The 14,618-nt window shown below is 61.4% G+C and carries 16 protein-coding genes; 5 read left to right on the top strand and 11 right to left on the bottom strand.

Annotated elements, in window-relative coordinates; genetic code table 11:
- Position 1 precedes the first annotated feature (1 nt).
- Positions 2-1,126 (top strand): ABC transporter permease, encoded by a 1,125-nt coding sequence (locus Q2K57_RS16265; protein WP_304525683.1) that lies wholly within the window; start codon positions 2-4, stop codon positions 1,124-1,126.
- Between the two features lie 17 nt (positions 1,127-1,143).
- On the opposite strand, the gene Q2K57_RS16260 is transcribed toward Q2K57_RS16265, so the two are convergent.
- The 6 genes from Q2K57_RS16260 to Q2K57_RS16235 all read right to left on the bottom strand — a co-directional run bounded on the left by Q2K57_RS16260 (position 1,144) and on the right by Q2K57_RS16235 (position 6,425).
- Complete coding sequence (locus Q2K57_RS16260; protein ID WP_304525682.1) at positions 1,144-1,767, bottom strand: alpha-ketoglutarate-dependent dioxygenase AlkB; 624 nt, start codon at positions 1,765-1,767, stop codon at positions 1,144-1,146.
- Between the two features lie 39 nt (positions 1,768-1,806).
- A complete protein-coding gene (locus Q2K57_RS16255; RefSeq protein ID WP_304525681.1) occupies positions 1,807-2,358 on the bottom strand; it encodes a phosphatase PAP2 family protein in 552 nt (183 codons plus the stop codon).
- Positions 2,330-3,484 (bottom strand): glycosyltransferase family 1 protein, encoded by a 1,155-nt coding sequence (locus Q2K57_RS16250; RefSeq protein WP_304525680.1) that lies wholly within the window; start codon positions 3,482-3,484, stop codon positions 2,330-2,332. The genes Q2K57_RS16255 and Q2K57_RS16250 overlap by 29 nt, the downstream gene beginning before the upstream one ends.
- Before the next feature lie 161 nt (positions 3,485-3,645).
- Positions 3,646-4,563 (bottom strand): M23 family metallopeptidase, encoded by a 918-nt coding sequence (locus tag Q2K57_RS16245; protein ID WP_304525679.1) that lies wholly within the window; start codon positions 4,561-4,563, stop codon positions 3,646-3,648.
- A complete protein-coding gene (locus Q2K57_RS16240; RefSeq protein WP_304525678.1) occupies positions 4,509-5,381 on the bottom strand; it encodes an acyltransferase in 873 nt (290 codons plus the stop codon). The genes Q2K57_RS16245 and Q2K57_RS16240 overlap by 55 nt, the downstream gene beginning before the upstream one ends.
- 144 nt (positions 5,382-5,525) lie before the next feature.
- Positions 5,526-6,425, bottom strand: a complete 900-nt coding sequence (locus Q2K57_RS16235; protein ID WP_304525677.1) for a LysR family transcriptional regulator — start codon at positions 6,423-6,425, stop codon at positions 5,526-5,528.
- 143 nt (positions 6,426-6,568) lie between these two features.
- Between Q2K57_RS16235 and Q2K57_RS16230 the strand changes: the two genes are divergently transcribed.
- The 3 genes from Q2K57_RS16230 to Q2K57_RS16220 all read left to right on the top strand — a co-directional run bounded on the left by Q2K57_RS16230 (position 6,569) and on the right by Q2K57_RS16220 (position 9,944).
- Complete coding sequence (locus tag Q2K57_RS16230) at positions 6,569-7,270, top strand: CoA transferase subunit A (RefSeq protein ID WP_304526718.1); 702 nt, start codon at positions 6,569-6,571, stop codon at positions 7,268-7,270.
- A 75-nt stretch (positions 7,271-7,345) separates the two neighbouring features.
- Positions 7,346-8,008: a CoA transferase subunit B gene (locus Q2K57_RS16225; RefSeq protein WP_304525676.1), complete on the top strand. Its 663-nt coding sequence runs from the start codon at positions 7,346-7,348 to the stop codon at positions 8,006-8,008.
- Positions 8,009-8,594: 586 nt separating this feature from the next.
- A complete protein-coding gene (locus tag Q2K57_RS16220; protein ID WP_112055410.1) occupies positions 8,595-9,944 on the top strand; it encodes an MFS transporter in 1,350 nt (449 codons plus the stop codon).
- Positions 9,945-10,014: 70 nt separating this feature from the next.
- On the opposite strand, the gene trxA is transcribed toward Q2K57_RS16220, so the two are convergent.
- The 4 genes from trxA to Q2K57_RS16200 all read right to left on the bottom strand — a co-directional run bounded on the left by trxA (position 10,015) and on the right by Q2K57_RS16200 (position 12,909).
- The gene (trxA, locus tag Q2K57_RS16215; protein WP_112055256.1) at positions 10,015-10,338 is read right to left on the bottom strand and encodes a thioredoxin; all 324 of its coding nucleotides are present in this window, start codon (positions 10,336-10,338) and stop codon (positions 10,015-10,017) included.
- Positions 10,339-10,563: 225 nt separating this feature from the next.
- Positions 10,564-11,331, bottom strand: a complete 768-nt coding sequence (locus Q2K57_RS16210; protein WP_112055257.1) for a DUF1338 family protein — start codon at positions 11,329-11,331, stop codon at positions 10,564-10,566.
- Positions 11,332-11,667: 336 nt separating this feature from the next.
- The gene (locus tag Q2K57_RS16205) at positions 11,668-11,943 is read right to left on the bottom strand and encodes a GrxA family glutaredoxin (RefSeq protein WP_304525675.1); all 276 of its coding nucleotides are present in this window, start codon (positions 11,941-11,943) and stop codon (positions 11,668-11,670) included.
- A gap of 144 nt (positions 11,944-12,087) precedes the next feature.
- Positions 12,088-12,909: an inositol monophosphatase family protein gene (locus tag Q2K57_RS16200; protein ID WP_304525674.1), complete on the bottom strand. Its 822-nt coding sequence runs from the start codon at positions 12,907-12,909 to the stop codon at positions 12,088-12,090.
- A 302-nt stretch (positions 12,910-13,211) separates the two neighbouring features.
- Between Q2K57_RS16200 and Q2K57_RS16195 the strand changes: the two genes are divergently transcribed.
- Complete coding sequence (locus Q2K57_RS16195) at positions 13,212-13,988, top strand: 3-hydroxybutyrate dehydrogenase (RefSeq protein ID WP_304525673.1); 777 nt, start codon at positions 13,212-13,214, stop codon at positions 13,986-13,988.
- 40 nt (positions 13,989-14,028) lie between these two features.
- On the opposite strand, the gene Q2K57_RS16190 is transcribed toward Q2K57_RS16195, so the two are convergent.
- A complete protein-coding gene (locus Q2K57_RS16190) occupies positions 14,029-14,568 on the bottom strand; it encodes a response regulator transcription factor (RefSeq protein ID WP_112055261.1) in 540 nt (179 codons plus the stop codon).
- Positions 14,569-14,618: the final 50 nt, after the last annotated feature.

Raw genomic sequence — 14,618 nt, 5'->3', positions numbered from 1 at the left:
CATGCGCTGGATCACCAACATCTACCGGCTGGGCATCAAGGAAATCTATAGCCTCCTGCGTGATCCCGTGCTGATGGGGCTGATCCTCTATACCTTCACCTTAGCCATCTATACCGTCGCCAACGGGGTGAAGACCGAGCTCAATAATGCCTCGATCGCCATCGTGGATGAGGATCGCTCGGTCCTCTCCTCACAGCTCACCGCCGCCTTTTTGCCGCCGTATTTCAAAGCGCCGGAGGTCATCGAACTGTCCGAGGTCGATCCGGGGATGGACACTGGGCGCTACACCTTCGTGCTGGATATTCCGCCACGATTCGAGGCGGACGTGCTGGCAGGGCGATATCCCGCGATCCAGCTCAATGTCGATGCCACGGCGATGGCGATCGCTGGCAATGGCACCCACTACATCGCCAGCATCCTCAACACCGAGCTTCTCAAGTACGTCAGTCGCTCAAGCGGAGACGCTGAGCTGCCGGTCGATCTGCGGGTGCGCGCGAAATTCAATCCTAATCTCGATTCGACCTGGTTCATGGCGGTGATGCAGATCATCAACAATCTGACCATCCTGGCGATCGTGCTGGGTGGGGCTGCGGTGATTCGCGAGCGTGAGCATGGCACCCTCGAGCATCTGCTGGTGATGCCGGTAACCGTCAGCGAGATCATGCTCGCCAAGATCTGGGCCAACGGCCTGGTGATCGTTATTGCAGCGGTTCTCTCGCTGCAGATCGTGGTGCAGGGCCTGCTTGGCATTCCCATTAGCGGGTCGGTGATCCTCTTTGCGCTGGGGGCTGCCGTCTACCTGTTTGCCGTGACCGCGATGGGCATAACGCTCTCCACTGTGGCGACGACCATGCCGCAGTTCGGTTTGCTGTCGATTCCGGTGTTCGTGGTAATGAACCTGCTGTCAGGGGGCATCACCCCGCTGGAGAGCATGCCGCCAGCGCTGCAGAAGGCGGTGCAGGTGCTGCCTTCGACGCATTTCATTCAGTTTGCCCAGGCAGTGCTGTATCGCGGTGCGGGGATTGGCATCGTGTGGCCGCAGCTGCTGGCGACGGCGGCAATCGGCATGGCCTTCCTGACGTTCGCGCTGGTGCGGTTCAAGGCGACCCTGGCGGCGGTGCGCTAGACTGCAGCTTCTTGGCGCTAGCGCGGATAGACGCGACGGAAGGTCAGGCTGATACGCATGCCGGGCAGCTTTCGTGGCAGCAGGGCATGTTGCAGCTGGCGCTGGGTGCCCGGTCCCATCACCAGCAGGCTGTCATGGGGTAGCCAGACATTGAAGGCAGCCGCGTGGCGGTTCTGCCAGCGAAAACGCAGCGGTCGTTCGGTACCGAGGCTCACCGCGGCGATCAAGGGGTCATTGCCGAGTTCCGTCTCGTCATCGCTGTGCCAGCCCATGCGATCCTCGCCATCGGCGTAGCGATTGAGTAGCACACTGTTGAAGCTTGCGGGCTGTCCGGTGGCTTCCAGGGCCCGTTCAACGGCGAGCCTGATCTCCTCAACCGCCGGGTGCCAGGGCGTGGGAGTAAACGCCTCGCCGGAATAGCGATAGGCGGCGTCCGGATCGCCCATCCAGATCTGGCGGCGGGGGATGAGGTGTTGGCGGCCGTAAAGGGTGAGGGTGGGCCGCTGCCAGTGCAGTTGCTGATCCAGTTGCAGCAGCAGCTCGTTAGCACGCGTGAGGCCAAACAGGCCAAGTCCCAGCGACAACGGCGGCGAGTCGAGAAGGGCCTGCCAGTGCGGCGGCCCGAGGGTTACGTCATTCATGGGCCTAGCTTGCCAGCCCCGGCAGCGTCTGTCGCGGGGTCAGGTCGCCAGCGGCAAGAGCTCAAGGCTTGCCAGAGCAAACATCACACCGATGAGTCCGCCGCCGATTACATCGCTGATGTAGTGCAGCCCCAGGCCGACTCGGGACACCGCGATCACGACGGCAAGGGGGGCAACGATCACCAGCAGCCAGGGCGTGGAGGTAGCCGTCAGTACCGTGAACATCACCGCATGCATGGTGTGGCCGCTGGGAAAGCTGTAGCGATCCCTGGGTGGCTCTGTGCAGGGAATGCACTCGAAGGTGATGGAAGGGCGTTCGCGACACAGACGCGTCTTCAGAAGCCGATACACCAGCAGCGCGGCGATGGCGGTCAGGCTGAACTGCAGCAGACGCTGCCAACCCAGGCTGGGGTCGAGCAAGGGTTGCGCCAATATCAGAACGACCCAGGCGGGCCAGTCGCCGATTTTGCTGGCGATTCGCAGCGTCGCCAGCGGCAGCAGTCGGGTATTGCTGGCCAGGGCGAAGCGATGGCATAGCCGCCACTCGAGCAAGTCGAGGCGTTCAAAGACGGTAGGCGTGCGAGGCGTCATCTGGAGTCTCCTGTAATGAAAGCAGGATGCGCAGGAAGTCGTCGGCGATCCGGTCCCAGCCGTTGGATGCCACGCGCTGTCTGGCCTGGCGCCCCAGCTGGCCGTAACTGGCCGGGTGCTGGCACAGCGTGATTGCATGGTCGATGAAGCCCTGTTTATCCCCCACCTGTGCCGTCAGGCCTTGCTGGCCGGACGTGATCAGCTCGCTGGCGGCAGCATGGTCGAAGGCCACCACCCCAAGGCTGCTGGCCATGGCTTCGGCGACGACGTTGCCATAGGTTTCCGAGCAGGAGGGGAAGATGAAGATGTCGGCGCTGGCGTAATGCCTGGCGAGCGATTCACGGTTGATGAAACCGGTAAAAATGGCGTCGGGCAGGCGCTGCTGCAGGCTTTCTCGCAGGGGGCCATCACCGACCATGACCGTGACCAGGTCTGGCTGAACCTCTTGCATTGCCTGCACGCTCTCCACCAGCAGGTCCAGGTTTTTCTCGCTGGCCAGCCGCCCCACGTGCAGGGCGACCGGTTGATTCTCACCGACGCCCCAGGTCTGGCGTAGCTGCGGGTCGCGTTTTTCTGGCGAGAAGTGTTGGGCATCGATGCCGCGGCTCATGACCTGGACGTTATCAAAGCCCTGGGCGCTGAGCGCCCGCACCTGTGTGGCGGTTGGCACCAGGGTTGCCCCGGTACGGTTGTGAAAGTGACGCAGCACCGCCGCTACCGGCCTTTTCAGCCAGGCGAAGCCATAGTCGCCGGCGTAGTGATCGAAGTTGGTATGAAAGCCGCTGGCCACTGGCAGCCCCAGGCGCCGGGCCTGTCGCAGCGCCGACCAGCCCAGTGGGCCTTCGGTGGCGATATAGACCGCATCGGGGCGACGATCACGCCATAACCTCGCCAAGGCTCGTCCGGCGGGAAGGCCCAGCTTGACGGCCTTATAGCCGGGAAGGTGAAACCCGCTTACCTGTAGTTCGTCCTCGATCCCTTCTGCACGGCGACCGTTGTCAGGCCTCGGGCGCACCAGCTGCAGGGTGATGTTTCGTGCATCGAGTTCGCGGCTCAGGTGTCCCAGGGTATGGGCCACACCGTTGATATCCGGCGACCAGGTTTCGCTGACGAAGCAGATGCGCATAAGGCTCGTGTGTCCCTTTCATGAGTCGTGATCTCAGAATCACGGTGGCGCATGACAGGACAGGGACGAATTGGTGAAGTCTGAATGACACTCGGTGCCAGATGTTGTCGCATAAGGCGTTGGTCCTTGCTTACCGAGCGCACTTGTCTCTGCGTCCAGACCTAGCGAAGTACCCGCCGGGGATCGATGGGCTTGCCGCCACGACGCATGTCGAATAGCAATTCATTGCCACGGTCGCCAGAGCTTGTTCGGCACACAGCATCGCCGCGGCTCACGTGCTCGCCAACGTCGACCGACAGTGACTGGCAGAGCGCATAGACACTCTGCAGGTTATCGGCGTGGTGCACGATCACCACGCGGCCCAGCTGGCGCATGCTGCCGGCGAAGCGGACTTCGCCGTCGGCCACAGCGAGTGCTTTATCGGAGCTGGCGCTGGTCAGCAGCATGGGCTGCAGGGTGCCGCGTGAGTCCTTGCCATACTCCCGTGCGACCCGGTGTTTCTGAAGCGGCCAGGGCCAACTGCCGGCCGAGGAGGGCAGAGAGCCACTGGGTGATGGACGACTCGTTGAGGACGATGAGGACGAGCCCGATGACCGGGAGGCGACGCTCGATGATGCGCCGCTGCCACTGAGCGGCACCTTGATCAGTTGGCCGACCCGCAGCGATGAGGCGGACGTGCCGGGGTTGCCGGCGCTCAAGCGGCTGGCGCGGGTGCCAAAATGCCGGGCAATGGCCGTGTAGGTATCGCCGGGGCGCACCTGGTAACGGTAAGGGCCGCCGTAGGGAGCGCGTTCCTGATGGGTGGGTATGAGCAGGCGCTGGCCGATGGCCAGGGAGCGGGCCCGGACGCCTGGGTTGAAACGCTGCAGACGCTTAAGGGGCACACCGGCCTGATTGGCCAATTCGCCCAGGGTATCGCCGCGCTTCACGCTGATCCAGTTGCCGGGTGTGACCGACTGGTTCCAGCCGCCATGACTCGCACAGCCAGCCATCAGCAGGGCGATCAGAAGCAGAACGGCGAGGTTCAGACGCTGGCGTCGAGGGTACGATCCTTGTCCTGCCACAGCTCGTTGATCCATGTCTGGAAGCGTTCCTTGTAATCCGGGTCCTGATGGTAGTCGCCGCCCGGCATCCAGGGCGGGACATCGAGTCGTTGCACGCTGACCCGAATGGCGCCCTCGCGTCCGCAGAGGAAGCGCCAGAACGTCGGCTTAGGGCGTGCATAGACGATTGTGACGTCGAGAATGCCGCTGAGCCGGTGCCCCAGCAAGCCGACCACCTGGGCGGTGCCGCCGGCCTTGGGCCGCAGGAGGTGGCGATAGGGGCTTTGCTGGGCCGCCTGCTTGGCGGGCGTGAACCGGGTGCCTTCGACGAAGTTGTAGATCGCGGTCGGCATGTCCTGGGCGCGTTCGCACATCTGCTTGGTGGCCTCGCGATCACGACGGGCCAGTTTGGGGTTCTTCTCGAGTGCCTCGCGGGAGTAGCGGCGCATGAAGGGAAACTCCAGTGCCCACCAGGCGAGCCCGATGACCGGAATCCAGATCAGCTCGCGTTTGATGAAGAAGCGCGGGATCGGGATACGCCGATGAAGCGCCATCTGCAGCATGAAGATGTCGGTCCAGCTCTGGTGATTGGCCACCACCAGCCACCAGCGGTCGGGGCTCAGCCCCTCTGGGGTGTCGATATGCAGCTCGGGCCTGAGCCAGTGACGTATCCACCACAGGTTGAAGCCGATCCACTGCAGGGCGATGGCGTTCAGTGCTTTGAGCAGCTCGCGGCGCAGCGGGCGTCCGGGCGTCACGACTTTGAGCAGGATCAGGGTGAGCAGCGGTATTGACCAGATCAAGGTGTTGATCACCAGCAGCAGCAGACTGACGAGCCCCTTTAGGGTCGACATGCGTTCTCCTTCAACGACTTGGCGCAGGGGGCCAATGCTACTGCAAGTCCCGGGGGCTGCCCAGCGGCACGATCAACGCCCGGGCAGCAACCCTGCTGCTGGTGGCAGAAGCTTCCCCCCGAAAAGTATCTGATGGACAGGGCGCTAGGCGCCTGACACCGGTGCCGCGACTGTGGTCTGGAGTACCTCGGCCAGTGCTTGGGCGGCTACCGATAGCTTGCGATCCTGATGCGACAGTAGCCCGACGTCATGGACGATCACGGGATCATGGAGCGGCAGGCAGCGTGCTCCCAGGGCCTGCATCTGAGGCGTGCACAGCGAGGGGACGGCACTGACGCCGAGGCCGCTGGCGACCATGCGTCCGACCGTCGCCAACTGGTGACTCTCGAAGGCCACCGTCAGGGCAATGCCCCGGGAGGCCAACGCCTGCTCCAGCAGACGGCGCACCATGGATGGGCGCTGCAGGGCGATCAGGTCCTCGCCAAGCAGTGCTTGCCAGGAAAGGGACGTTTCACTGGCAAGCGCAGAGGCGGAGGGCACCACGGCGACGAAGCGGTCGGTGAACAGCGGCGTGAAGGCCAGGTCGTCCGTCGCTTCAGGCGCGAAGGCGATGCCCAGTTCAACCCGTTCTCGACGTACCATTTCAATGACCTCTTCGTTAATGACGTCGTGAACGGTTACATTGATACGTGGGAAGCGGTGGCGAAAAGCCATCAGCGCATCGGGTAGTAGGTTGCAGGCAAAGGATGGCATCGCGGCGATGGCGACACGGCCCAGTTCCAACGTGAAATGCTGGCGCAGGCGCTCCTCGGTATTGTCCCAGTCGGCAATCAGGCGTTTGGCCAGCGGCACCAGGGCTTCGCCTTCGGGCGTGAGGCTGACGCGACGGGTGCTGCGAATCAGCAGCGGTCCACCCAGGCTATCCTCCAACCCCTTGATGGTGAGACTGAGGGCCGGCTGGGAGAGATGCAGGCGATCACAGGCCCGGGTGAAGCTCAGGGTCTGGGCCACGGCAAGAAAGGCACGCAGTTGCTTGACGGTCATGAGGTCATCCGCGAAAGGGCATGTTGGACTTATTGGCGAATGATATTAATCAATAAATAAAACAAACTTAACAAATAGATCGTCTTGCCACGACACTGGCAATGACTCGACAACAATCACACTTCAACCATCGAGGCAGCGATATGGCCGGATTCGACAAGCGTGTGGGCTCTTATGAGGAAGCGATGGACGGGCTCGAGAGCGGCATGACCGTGATCGCGGGCGGCTTCGGGCTTTGCGGGATTCCCGAGAACCTGATCGGTGAGATCAAGCGCCGCGGCGTTAAGGATCTGACCATCTATTCCAACAACTGCGGTGTCGATGGCTTCGGCCTCGGGCTGTTGCTGGAGGACCGTCAGATCAGCCGCATCTATGCATCCTACGTGGGTGAGAACGCGCTCTTCGAGCAGCAGATGCTGAATGATGAAATCGAGGTCGTGCTGACACCGCAGGGCACGCTGGCAGAGAAGATGCGCGCAGGCGGCGCGGGCATCCCGGCGTTCTATACCGCTACTGGCTATGGCACCCCGATCGGCGACGGCAAGGAAGTTCGCGAGTTCAACGGCCGCCACTACATCCTCGAGGAATCGGTGGTCGGCGACTTCGCCATCGTCAAAGGCTGGAAGGCCGACCGTTATGGCAACGTCGTCTATCGCGACACGGCACAGAACTTCAATCCGCTGGCGGCGACCGCGGGCAAGATCACCGTGGTCGAGGTTGAGGAAATCGTCGAGCCGGGTGAGCTCAAGCCCGACCAGATCCATACCCCGGGTATCTATGTGGATCGCGTCATCAAGGGCAGCTTCGAGAAGCGCATCGAGAAGCGCACCGTGCGTGAAGGTTGAGCAACGCCTTTTCAGCTCCGCCGGTGTGTGACCGGCGCTTCTCCACCCCAGACAAGAAAGAAAAGAGGCAACATCATGGCATTGACTCGTGAACAGATGGCGCAGCGTGTGGCGCGCGAACTCGAAGACGGTTTCTACGTCAACCTGGGAATCGGCATTCCGACCCTGGTGGCCAACTATGTGCCTGAGGGCATCGATGTAATGCTGCAGTCCGAGAACGGCCTGCTGGGCATGGGACGCTTCCCCACCGAGGCGGAAGTCGATCCGGACATGATCAACGCCGGCAAGCAGACCGTGACGGCTCGTGATGGCGCGGCCATCTTCTCCTCGGCGGAATCTTTCGCGATGATTCGAGGCGGCCATGTCGACCTGACGGTGTTGGGCGCCTTCGAGGTCGATCAGAATGGCAACATCGCGTCCTGGATGATTCCCGGCAAGCTGATCAAGGGCATGGGCGGCGCCATGGATCTGGTGGCTGGCGCCGAAAATATCATTTGCACCATGACCCACGCCTCCAAGCACGGCGAGTCCAAGCTGCTCGAGCAGTGCAACCTGCCGCTGACCGGCGCGGGCTGCATCAATCGCGTGCTGACCGACCTGGCATATCTTGAGATCAAGGACGGTGCTTTCCACCTGGTGGAGCGCGCCCCTGGCGTTAGCGTCGAGGAAATCGTCGAGAAGACGGCCGGCAAACTGGTCGTGCCCGACCATGTGCCGGAGATGACCTTCGACGCCTGAACAGAGCCGCGATCCGGCTATTGGTAAGACGCCGAAATGAGCCCGGGAACCGTAAAGCGGTCCCGGGCTTTTTATTGGCAAGTCATTGTGCAAGCCATTGGGTTAGTGACACTGCCCCGTCAGTAGACCATGGACTGGAGACGTAAGAGCGCCACCTTGCAAATGGCGGCCGTGGGCCAGCGCTGTGAAATAGCCCTTGGGAATAGTTCTTAGGAATAGACCTTAGAAATGGCTCTTTGAAAAGGCTCTGTGGACTGGGACCTGGGCTGGTGAAAATCTGATCATGATAAGAATGGCGGGGCAGTGTCCCGTCGCGATAGCCGCTCTCCCATGAATTTTCACAGCGTTATCCACAGAATCTGTGCATAAGTTCCGACTGGGCTGGAAAGTCCTCGTGAAGCGGGTAGAATGCGCCCCGTCCTACCTAGCCTCCCTGACTCAGACCTTCCGAGCCCGTATGCAGGTTGGCTATTAGCTATTGTGTCGATCCTTGAGGCTCGGCTATAGATCGTCACGTTTGATCGTTATCGTCATTGCCATCGTCCTGATGCATGACCACTTTCGTTACCGTTGGGGAGAGCGTTTGGTGCGTAGTCTGCCGGCAACCCTGCCGATCCTGTTCGTCTGTGAAATCAGCTTCCTGCTCGGCCATGGCTTGATCATGACCCTGCTTGGCGTGCGTATGTCGTTGGAGGGGTTCCCCTCGCAGATGGCGGGCCTTCTGATGTCGAGCTTTTCGTTTGGCTTCGTGATCGGTAGCTACTGGCTCGAAAAGCGCATCCGCGCCGTGGGACACATCCGCGTCTTCGCCGCCTGTGCGGCGACACTCGCGGTCACCGCCATGCTGCACGGACTCTGGGTCAACCCCTGGGCTTGGTTGGTCTGGCGGGTCTTCGGCGGCGGTGCCACGGCGGGCCTGCTGATGGTGATGGAGTCGTGGGTTTCCGGTGAGTCCAGCAACGATAACCGCGGCAAGGTGCTGGGCTGGTATCTGGTCATCTCGACGCTGTCGCTGGCGGGTGGTCAATGGCTATTGAACAGCGCCGATCCCGCTACGATGGTGCTGTTTTCGGTCGCGGGCATGCTGTTCGCCATGTCGCTGGTACCGCTGTCGATCCACCGTATTCATGGCCCGCGGGCGGCCCAGGAGCTCAAGCCTCAGAAGATCAAGCTCCGTGAACTGTTCCGGCGTGCACCGGTGGGACTGGTGGGTGCCTTCACGGCAGGCCTGATGGTGCAGGCCTTCTTTGCCATGACCCCCTATTACGGTCAGGAAATTGGTCTGTCGACCGGTCAGACTGCCCAGTTCATGGCGATTACCACCTTGGTGGCGTTGTTTGCTCAGTGGGGACTGGGGCGGCTGTCCGACCGTATCGACCGGCGCAAGGTGATCCTTGCCATGGCGGCGATCATGGCGGTCTCCGGGGCCTTTATCTCGGTAGCCGCAAGGGTCGACTACCTGATGCTGCTGCTGGTGGCGAGCTTCCATACCGCCATGCTGCATACGCTCTACTCCTTGAGCCTTGCGCATACCAATGATTGGCTTGAGCCTGAAGAGATCGTGGCGGCCAACGGCAAGCTGATGATGACCTATGGCGTCGGCTCGATCGTCGGTCCCTTCGGCGCCTCCCTGGTAATGCAGGTGATTGGTCCTGATGGCTTGTGGTTCTTTCTTGGCGCAGTAGCGCTGACGCTTGCCGGCTTCATTAGTCTGCGGCTGCTGATCCGTCGTGGCATTGCGAGGGAAGATGTGGAGCAGGAGCCTTTTGTGGCTATGCCGGTGCTGGAGACCCAGCATTACCTGAATGAACTCGATCCGCGTCGCGAACCCGTGCAGTTCGAGCTGGACCTGCAGGGCGAATCGCTGTCGGACGAAAACCGCTATACGCGAGAGGAAGAAGACCCAGAGCTAGAGCCCACCACCACGGCGGCGTGAGAAGGACTCAGTAAAACGCCCAAGTCCGTCAGAGCGGACCTGGGCGTTGCATGACGATAAGTGGCCGCGCTCAGGCGTGGCGAGCAATCATTTCATCGAAGCTTTCTTTCGGCTGTACGCCGGTCAGCGCTTCTACCTTGCCACCGTCCTTGAACAAGGCGATGGTCGGAAGGCCTCGCACGCCGTTCTTGGCGGCAAGATCGGGCGCATCATCGACGTTGATGGTGACGACCTTGAGGGCGTCGCCTCGCTCCTCGGCGATGGACTCGACGACAGGGTCGAGCATCTTGCAGGGGCCGCACCAGGGCGCCCAGAACTTCACTAGTACCGGTGTTTTACTCTCGATCACATCCTGCGTGTAGTTGCTGTCGGTAACCGCTGCCAGGTTGGCCATGTATCTCTCTCCTTTAGCATCGCGTAATGAATGCCGGGTGTTTGCACAAACGTCGTCCGGCGCCAGTGCACCCACCTTAGCGCCTCGGGAATTTAGTTCGCAAGCTCATTTTTACATGCGTTCGTCATGTCCATGTGGCAGTGGTAACCGTAGCCCTGCCGCCGCAGATGAGACTGTGACCCGGAAGACAGCCTTGAGGAGCTCCATGAAACCGTCCTGGAGGGATCAGGCGATCTCACAGCGAGTGTGCTGGGGGAGCAGCAGTTCGGCTGAGCGATCATGCTTGCCCGGCAGGCAAGGCTGGATCAGCGCCAGGCCACCGAGGGTAATGCGGTGCTCGTCACCGCCGGCGAAGGCGAGCCGCTGTGAACAGGTCGGATAGAAGCGGTAGTTGAGCAGTGCCGATACCGGAAAGACGCCGTGATGGCGGTCGCTGCTACTGTCCATGCCCGCCTGTTCCAACTCGGCATCCAGAGTGTTGATGTCACTGCCCAGGCGCTCGCAGTCGAAGCCGGCGTGATGAAGCCGTGGCCCCATCACGGCAAGCCAGGCCGCCAGCGGATGAGCGCGCTGTAACAGGCAGAAGGTGTCCCAGTCAGGCATTGGCCAGGGGCGACCTCTTGCCAGTAGGTTCTGGCCTCGCGTGTCTTCCTGAAGTGCCTGGGCGACCAGTGCCTGAAGAATCTCTCGGGGCTCTCGCGTCAGGGTGCCCAGCTGAAGTTCACCGAGTACCAGCCAGGGGCCATCATCGGGGGGCGCATAGAGTGATACCAGCAGGCCTCGATCTGCCATGGCATGTCGCTCTGTCGCGCGATAGCCGAACTGGTTGAGTGTGGGCAGCAGCTTGGCGGCGGCAAAGGGCCCATGATTCAGGGTCAGCAAGGCGAGGAACTCGGGTTCGCTGCCCACCGGCCACAGCCGAAGGCCACCGATCTCCGGGTGCAGATGGATGTAGTCCAGCCACAACTGCTGGAGAAATTCTTGGCGTTGCATCGGACGCTCTCTCCCTGACGTCGAGCCTTAGGGTATTCCACTGAGTATAGGTGCAGCGGGCCTCTAGGCTTTCAACGCGAGCGAGATGTAACCGACCGGGTGGGGCTAGTGTCCTTTGGCCTTAAACGAAGACAGCCGCCCGGGGGCGGCTGTCTGGCAGGCTGTCGGCCATCTGTATGATTGACCGCTTGCCAAGCTATTTGCGAACTCTCAGCGAACTCTCTGTGAAGAAGGTACCTATGCCGTCAGTACCCATGAAGTCAGTATCTATGCTGTCAGTACCTATGTAGTAAGTACGTGTTCTTTCTCAGGAGTTCGTCTGAAGGGGCTAGCCTCTTACTGCTCAGCGCTTTCCGGCATCAAGGCGTTGTCGCTAACGTATTGGTTGAACTCGGTGAAGCCACCCACGTGGGTCTGATCAACGAAAATCTGCGGTACGGTTTCGACCGGCTTGCCGATGGTCTTTTCCATATCGGCCTTGCTGATGCCTTCTTCATGGATGTCGATATAGCGATAGCCGCTGATGGCGCTGGCATCGCTAAGCTTTTCGGCGAGTTCTTTGGCGCGAACGCAGAAGGGGCAACCGGGGCGACCGAAGATAACAACAAACATGTAGGGCTCCTTGAATAAGCGTGATAAATGACTGGTTCGATTTGAATATTGGCACATTGTTCACCAATGCGCCGGGGGATGCCAATAGAGTCTGGCTACGCCAACTATTACAGGCTGCTATAGCGGAGCCGACAGGCTCCCGGCTTAGCCGGTCTCGTGTCGGTCTTCATCGGCGCGCACCAGCAGCTTGGCCAAGTCGCCGTGGATATCCGGGGCACTGACCAGCAGGTTTTCTCCGTAGAGGTCTTCCGGGATGCTCGACGGGCATGCATACAGGTGGCCGGTGCGAGCGCCAGCCTCGCGAGCAATCAGGACGCCGGCGGCAAAGTCCCAGGGAGAGACGCTCTCGTAGTAGGCATCGAGGCGGCCGCAAGCCACATTGCACAGGTCGAGGGCGGCGGCGCCGTTACGGCGCACATCCTGACAGTACTCGAGTACGGCGGCCAGGCGACGGATCAGCGGCGGTCGACTGTCGCGACGATAGGGAAAGCCAGTGGCCACCAGGCTGTTAGTCAGCTGCGAAGCGCGGCTGACGCGAATCCGCTCGTCATTGCGCCATGCGCCCTGGCCGCGCACTGCGGTAAAGGTTTCGCCGAGAAAGGGGGCATGGACGACGCCGATCTCGGTATGGCCATCCTTGACCCAGGCGATGGACACCGCTACGTGGGCAAGGCCATGCGCGAAATTGACGGTGCCATCAATGGGGTCCACCACCCAGAGTGCGCCCGACTGCTCAATGGCACCGCGATCCGGCGACAGCTCTTCGGTCAGTCGCGCTTCGCCGGGAAAGTGCTCTTCGAGGGCGCGCCCGATCAGGGTGTCGACGGCGACATCGGTATCCGTCACCAGCTCGTTCCCGGCTTTGTAGCGCTGGGAGAAGTCCTGTGACTGACGGGCGTCGATGATGGCCTGGCCGGCCTGTCTGGCGATGTCGATGGCGATCTCGAGGCGTTGGGCAGTCTGCATGGCGGCTCCGCAGCGGTGAGGGAAAATTCGTATTGTCGGAAGTTCGCATTCTAGCATTACGTGGCTCTTATGGCGTCTCCGCTTGCCGCATATCCCTGTCCATCTCTATATCGCTATTAACGTAGCTTGCCCTGTTTTAGCCCACGCGTTATTCACTGCAGTGCTCGCCCGCACGGCCTAGGTCTTTCGTCTGAACACCCGTATATGTTGCAGCGCCGCACTGGTGTTTTCCGCAAGCCTCATCGTATGCTGACTTAGGATCTCCGCCTTGCGGAGTGTCATGCCTTTTACAGGAGTTAGCGATGAGTACCACGTCACAGGAGGCATCTCCGCGCGTTGCCTTGGTCACCGGGACCACCAGCGGTATCGGGGCAGCAGTGGTCGAGGAATTCTGCCGCCAAGGCCATCAGGTACTGGCGGTGGATTTCAATCCTGATGGTCAAGCAGTGGCTGAAGCGGCTGGCGCGGTCTTCTTTCAGGCGGATCTGACCGATGGGGATGCGTGCCGTGCGGCGGTGGCTGAGACGCTGCGTCGCTTCGGGCGCCTGGATATCCTGGTCAACAATGCCGGTATCCAGCATGTGTCCAGCATTGAAGAGTTTCCTGAGGCCAAGTGGCGCCAGATCATCGACCTGATGCTGACCGCGCCCTTCCTGCTGACGCAGGCGGCCTGGCCGTCGATGCGCGAGGGGGGATGGGGGCGCATCATCAACATCGCTTCGGTGCACGCTCAAGTCGCTTCACCCGGCAAAGCCGCCTACATCAGTGCCAAACACGGCATGATTGGCCTGACCAAGACCGCGGCGCTGGAGGGGGGCAGTCAGGGCATCACTGCCAACGCTATCTGCCCGGCCTATGTGAAGACGCCGCTGGTCGATAATCAGATTGCCGACCAGGCCAAGCTCCATGACATGGATGAGCAGCAGGTCATCGAACAGATCATGCTCAAGAATGCCGCGGTCAAGCGCTTGATCGAGCCGGGCGAGGTGGCATCACTGGTCGCCTATCTGGCCTCGGATCTTGCTGGCGCTGTCACCGGGGCGAGCTGGAACATCGACCTGGGCTGGACCGCCCAATAACGGTGGCGGCCTGGCTTTTCGGTAAGATGCCGTGCCAGGTCTAGCGTCTTACCGGGTGTTTCTGCAGCTTGCGCTGCAGGGTGCGACGGTGCATGCCCAGCGCCCGAGCCGTCGCCGAGATGTTGCCGTCATGTTCCTGAAGCACCTTCTGGATGTGCTCCCAGGTCACGCGGTTGATCGAAGGGGGGTTGTCGGCAACCTCGGCATCCGGGTTGCCATCCTGATGCTCCAGGGCCGCCAGGATCTCGTCGGCGTCGGCAGGCTTGCACAGATAGTTTGCCGCGCCGAGTTTGATCGCCTCCACGGCGGTGGCGATGCTCGAATAGCCGGTCAGCACCACCACTCGGCAGGCCGGAGCCAGCTCGAGCAGCTCCGGCAGAAGCTTCAGCCCTGAGCTCTGTTCGAGCTTCAGGTCCAGGGTGGCGATCTCGGGCGGTGACTGCCGGGCATGTGTCAGGGCCTGTTCGGCATCGTGGGCCACCATGACATCGAAACCGCGACGGCTCATGGCCCGCTGCATGACATGGCAGAACATCTCGTCGTCGTCGATGATCAGCAGGCGTTGTGGCGTCTCTGACATGTTGTCCTCGTCTCTCTGGTCTTACTGCGTGCCGGGTCGTGCTTGGCATG

Source organism: Halomonas sp. I5-271120, assembly GCF_030553075.1.
Lineage (GTDB): Bacteria > Pseudomonadota > Gammaproteobacteria > Pseudomonadales > Halomonadaceae > Onishia > Onishia taeanensis_A.
Note: the sequence above shows the minus strand (reverse complement) of the source record. Positions and strands in the feature narration are given on the sequence as shown.

Bases quoted from the DNA above. Each gene is read 5' to 3' on its own strand.
- Q2K57_RS16250 (WP_304525680.1), bottom strand. From the start codon at position 3,484: ATGCGCATCTGCTTCGTCAGCGAAACCTGGTCGCCGGATATCAACGGT.
- Q2K57_RS16195 (WP_304525673.1), top strand. From the start codon at position 13,212: ATGAGTACCACGTCACAGGAGGCATCTCCGCGCGTTGCCTTGGTCACC.
- Q2K57_RS16255 (WP_304525681.1), bottom strand. From the start codon at position 2,358: ATGACGCCTCGCACGCCTACCGTCTTTGAACGCCTCGACTTGCTCGAG.
- Q2K57_RS16240 (WP_304525678.1), bottom strand. From the start codon at position 5,381: ATGTCGACCCTAAAGGGGCTCGTCAGTCTGCTGCTGCTGGTGATCAAC.
- Q2K57_RS16190 (WP_112055261.1), bottom strand. From the start codon at position 14,568: ATGTCAGAGACGCCACAACGCCTGCTGATCATCGACGACGACGAGATG.
- Q2K57_RS16225 (WP_304525676.1), top strand. From the start codon at position 7,346: ATGGCATTGACTCGTGAACAGATGGCGCAGCGTGTGGCGCGCGAACTC.
- Q2K57_RS16245 (WP_304525679.1), bottom strand. From the start codon at position 4,563: ATGGATCAACGAGCTGTGGCAGGACAAGGATCGTACCCTCGACGCCAG.
- Q2K57_RS16235 (WP_304525677.1), bottom strand. From the start codon at position 6,425: ATGACCGTCAAGCAACTGCGTGCCTTTCTTGCCGTGGCCCAGACCCTG.
- Q2K57_RS16260 (WP_304525682.1), bottom strand. From the start codon at position 1,767: ATGAATGACGTAACCCTCGGGCCGCCGCACTGGCAGGCCCTTCTCGAC.
- Q2K57_RS16230 (WP_304526718.1), top strand. From the start codon at position 6,569: ATGGCCGGATTCGACAAGCGTGTGGGCTCTTATGAGGAAGCGATGGAC.
- Q2K57_RS16205 (WP_304525675.1), bottom strand. From the start codon at position 11,943: ATGTTTGTTGTTATCTTCGGTCGCCCCGGTTGCCCCTTCTGCGTTCGC.
- trxA (WP_112055256.1), bottom strand. From the start codon at position 10,338: ATGGCCAACCTGGCAGCGGTTACCGACAGCAACTACACGCAGGATGTG.
- Q2K57_RS16200 (WP_304525674.1), bottom strand. From the start codon at position 12,909: ATGCAGACTGCCCAACGCCTCGAGATCGCCATCGACATCGCCAGACAG.
- Q2K57_RS16210 (WP_112055257.1), bottom strand. From the start codon at position 11,331: ATGCAACGCCAAGAATTTCTCCAGCAGTTGTGGCTGGACTACATCCAT.
- Q2K57_RS16265 (WP_304525683.1), top strand. From the start codon at position 2: ATGCGCTGGATCACCAACATCTACCGGCTGGGCATCAAGGAAATCTAT.